The sequence below is a fragment of the Lentzea indica genome, from assembly GCF_012184385.1.
In the GTDB taxonomy this organism is placed as follows: Bacteria; Actinomycetota; Actinomycetes; order Mycobacteriales; family Pseudonocardiaceae; genus Lentzea; species Lentzea indica.
In genome coordinates, this window is the sequence record NZ_VSRL01000436.1 from 1 (window position 1) to 4,091 (window position 4,091).

Consider the following 4,091-nt stretch of genomic DNA (forward strand, 5'->3'; position numbering starts at 1 on the left):
CCCGCGAGCCCTGGCCGCGGCGGTCGCGGGCGCCGACGCGGTGATCAACCTGCTGCTGCCCGACTCGGGCTGGCGTGGTGCCGATGACCTCGCAGGCGAACGCACCACCGTGGGCGTCGTGCGTGAGCTGGTGCGGGTCCTGCGGCACAGCGGACCGGCCCCGGTGGTGGTGTTCGCCGGGTCCACCTCCCAGGTCGGCCTGGCGCCGCGGACACCGATCGACGGCACCGAGCACGACCACCCCGTGACCGCGTACGACCGCCAGAAGCTCGCTGCCGAGCAGCTGCTCATGGCGGCCACCGCGGACGGTGCGCTCCGTGGTGTTTCGCTGCGGCTGCCGACCGTCTTCGGCCCACCGTCAGCCCGCGGCGTGGTCGCGGCGATGACCCGGCTGGCCCTGGCAGGAGAACCGCTCACCGTGTGGGCCGACGGCGCGATCGAGCGCGACCTGCTCTACGTGGACGACGTCGCGGACGCGTTCGTGGCGGCACTCGACCACGCGGATCGGCTGGCCGGCGGGCACTGGCTCCTCGGCACGGGTCGCGGTGTGCCTCTCCGTGAGCTGTTTGGCACCATCGCCGAGGTCGTGGCCGAACACACGGGCAGGCCGGCGGTCCCGATCGTCTCCGTACCGAGGCCCGCGGAGGCCTTCGCCACGGACGCGCACAGCGTCGTGGTCGACTCGTCGGCGTTCCGCGCGGTGACCGGATGGTCTCCACAGGTGCCGCTGCGGGAAGCACTGTGCCGGACGCTCGCGGATCAGGTGGCCCGCACGCACACCTCGTAGTCCGGCAACATCCCGGCGGCGCGCGCCTCGGCCAGGGTCGGGGCGCGTCTGTCGCGTTCGGACAGAAGGCCGGCGTCCGGCGGGATCGGCAGCGCCAGCTCCGGGTCGAAGGCGGAGACGGCCAGTTCGTTCTCCTGTTGGTACTCCTGGGAAAGCAGGTAGTTCACCACCGTGTCGTCCTCGAGCGCGACGAACAGATGGCCGACCCCGACGGGGAAGTACACGGCGGGAAGACCCTCCCCGCCCAGGACGACGGAGTCGTGCACGCCGAACGTCGGGCTGCCCACGCGCGTGTCGACGACGATGTCGAGGGCGCTGCCGCGCGAGCAGTAGACGTACTTCAAGCAGCCCGGCGGGGTCACCGTGAAATGCACACCGCGGACGACACCGCGGCGGGAGACGCTGCAACTGGCTTGTGCCACCGGGAAGAGCGGGTGCCCGAGCGCCTCCTCGAACACCGATCGCCGGTACGGCGACAGGAACACGCCGCGCTCGTCAGGGAACGCGGTGGTCGTGAAGGCGAAGGCGCCCAGGACCGCCAGAGGCCGTGTCTGCTCGGACATGGTGGCTCCGATCCGCCGCGGTCAGATGATGTGCACGTCCGGCACGTACCGGATCCATCGGCCGCCCGCGCGCCGGAACTCCTGTTCCTTGGCCATGATCTCGTCGGCGTGGTTCCAGGCGAAGAGCAGTGCGAAGTCCGGGAACGGGTCGCCGAACGACTCCGCAGGCTGGACGGGGATGTGCGTGCCGGGCGTGAACCTGCCCTGCTTCGCGGGCGTCGTGTCGCAGACGTACGAGACCAGATCCGGCCCGATGCCGCAGAAGTTGGTCACCGTCGCGCTCTTGGCGGTGGCGCCGTATCCGACGATCTCGTGGCCTTCAGCCCGCAGCCGGCGCAGCACGGCCACCAGGTCGTCGCGCACCCGAACGGTGTTGGCCGCGAATCGTTGCAGCGTCTGCATGTCCGCGAGTCGCCGCGCGTGCTCCTCGGCGATCAGGGCGGCGACGGCGTCCGTCGGCTTGCGTGCGCCGGCCCGCGCGAGGGTGTAGCGGACCTCGCCTCCGTGCACGGGGAGCCGCTCGACGTCGACGAGCTCCAGGTCGAACCGGGCGGCCATCGTCGCCACCGCGCGGGCGGTGAACAGGAAGAAGTGCTCGTCGTAGATCTGGTCGAACGACGTCCTCGTCACGATGTCGCCGAGGTAGGGGTCTTCGAACACGAACACCCCGTTCTCGGCCAGCAACGCGTCGACTCCCTCCAGGATCGAGGAGATGTAAGGGATGTGGCAGAGGGTGTTGGCGGCGAAGATGACGTCGGCAGGGCCGTCGCTCTTCCGCACGGCCGCGGCGGAGTCCGCGTCGAAGAACTCCTCGAGCACCCGCACACCCCGGCTCGCCGCGGTCTCCGCGACCTTGCCGCACGGTTCGAAGCCGACGTGACGCACGTTCGCCTGGTGGATGGTCTTCAGCAGCACGCCGTCGTTGCTGCCGATCTCGACCATGAACGGATCCGGTCCGGTCAGTTCGGTGTCGAGGAAACGGCGTGCGGTGCCTTCGAAGTGCGCCCGCATCACCGACGACCCGGAGGAGTAGTACGGGTAGTCGTAGTGGAACATCCGCTCGCGGGGCACCTGTTCCATCAGCTGCACCATGGTGCACGTCCCGCACATGCCGACGGCCAGGCGGTAGAAGAACTCGTGCGGGATGTCCCGCGCGGTGGGGAAGTTGTCGGAGAGCGGCTGGCGGCCCAGGTCGAGGAACTCTTCGACCGCGCCGCCGCAGACCTGACACGTAGCTGAAGGCATGGGCTCGGGCTCCTCGGGTGCGCGGGCGGGGTCAGCGGGGGGCGAGCACGTCGTGCAGGGCTTCGATGACACGGTCCTGCCGGTCGCGGGGCAGTGACGGGTACATCGGGAGCGAGAAGATCTCGTCGGCCAGCCGTTCGGTCACCGGCAACGAGCCGGGGGCGTAGCCGAGGTGGGCGAAGCCGGTCATGGTGTGCACCGGCCACCGGTAACTGACGTTGAGCTCGATGTCGTGCTCCTGCAGCCGTTCGATGATCTCGTCGCGTCGCGGGTGACGGACCACGTACAGGTAGTAGACGTGGTCGTTGCCGTCCCGGACGGCCGGCAGGACGAGGCCGCCGGGACCGGTGAGGCCGGCCAGGCCCTCTGCGTACCGTTCGGCGATCGCGTTGCGCGCGGCGATGTAGTCGTCGAGGCGGCGCAGCTTGCGGCGCAGTATCTCGGCCTGCACCTCGTCCAGCCGGCTGTTGTGGCCGGGCAGTCCGACGACGTAGTAGGTCTTCTCCATGCCGTAGTACCGGAGGCGCCGCAGGCTGCGGTCGATGTCGTCGTCGCGCGTCAGGACCGCACCGCCGTCGCCGTATGCCCCGAGCACCTTCGTGGGGTAGAACGAGAAGGCCGCGGCGTTGCCCGTGGTGCCGGCGAGTCGCCCGTGCTGCCGGGCGCCGTGCGCTTGGGCGCAGTCCTCCAGCAGCGCCAGGCCGTGCTGGTCGGCCAGTCGCCTGAGCGGCACCATGTCGACGCACTGGCCGTAGAGGTGCACGGGCAGCAAGGCTTTCGTCCGCGGCGTGATCGCGTCCGCCACCAGGCCGGTGTCCATGAGGTAGTCGTCCTCGCACACGTCGACGAAGACCGGGGTGGCACCGACGCTCGCGATGGCCACGATGGTGGGCGCGGCGGTGTTGGACACGGTGATCACCTCGTCGCCGTGGCCGACGCCGAGCGCCTCCAGGGCCAGCACGAGGGCGTTGGTGCCGTTGTCGACGCCGGTGCAGTGCCCGCCACCGTGGTACGCGGCGAACTCGTCCTCGAATCCCCGGACGCTGGCGCCGAGCACGAGCTGCCCGGACCCGAACACCGTCTCGACCGCGTCGAGGATGTCCACCCGTTCCTTCCCGTACTCGGGCAGGTAGTCCCAGACTCGCGTAGTCATAGCTGCCTTCCGGTTCGAGAGGACGCGTCTGGGGTGGCACCGGACACCGACCGGGCGCTGACGTAGTCGTTGTCCCTGTCCAGCCGCAGCGCCTGGCCGCTGAGGTAGTCGACGCCGTCGACATAGGTGTACGGCTGCATGAACCAGCCGGCGCGGACGTCCCGGACGAGGCGGGCGAGCGGGTGGGACGCCGAGTACGAGGCGCCGCCGACGATCGTGAGGCTGTCGTTGACGATGCGCAGCGACAGGTGGTTGACGATCATCTTGGCGCGCTGGAAGGGCGTCATCATGCGCCGGCCGCGCTCGGCCGGGTCGGTGGTGAGGTCGGCGGCGGCCGCGTCGG

Annotated in this window: 5 protein-coding genes; 1 reads left to right on the forward strand and 4 read right to left on the reverse strand. The window is 70.2% G+C overall.

Annotated elements, in window-relative coordinates; genetic code table 11:
• Positions 1 to 787, forward strand: a 787-nt coding sequence (locus tag FXN61_RS47835) for an NAD-dependent epimerase/dehydratase family protein (protein WP_167980398.1), incomplete at its 5' end; no start/stop codon positions are given.
• Here FXN61_RS47835 and FXN61_RS47840 read toward each other — a convergent pair.
• The 4 genes from FXN61_RS47840 to FXN61_RS47855 form a co-directional block, all read right to left on the reverse strand.
• On the reverse strand, positions 760 to 1,350 hold the full coding sequence (locus FXN61_RS47840) for a dTDP-4-dehydrorhamnose 3,5-epimerase family protein (protein ID WP_167980399.1): 591 nt from the start codon (positions 1,348 to 1,350) through the stop codon (positions 760 to 762). The genes FXN61_RS47835 and FXN61_RS47840 overlap by 28 nt on opposite strands.
• A gap of 21 nt (positions 1,351 to 1,371) precedes the next feature.
• Positions 1,372 to 2,595 carry a class I SAM-dependent methyltransferase gene (locus tag FXN61_RS47845; RefSeq protein WP_167980400.1) on the reverse strand — a complete coding sequence of 408 codons (1,224 nt, stop codon included), beginning with the start codon at positions 2,593 to 2,595 and terminating at the stop codon, positions 1,372 to 1,374.
• A 31-nt stretch (positions 2,596 to 2,626) separates the two neighbouring features.
• Positions 2,627 to 3,748, reverse strand: a complete 1,122-nt coding sequence (locus FXN61_RS47850; RefSeq protein WP_167980401.1) for a DegT/DnrJ/EryC1/StrS family aminotransferase — start codon at positions 3,746 to 3,748, stop codon at positions 2,627 to 2,629.
• Positions 3,745 to 4,091 (reverse strand): acyl-CoA dehydrogenase family protein (locus tag FXN61_RS47855; RefSeq protein ID WP_223165901.1); only part of this gene is annotated, 347 nt, incomplete at its 5' end. The genes FXN61_RS47850 and FXN61_RS47855, both read right to left, overlap by 4 nt.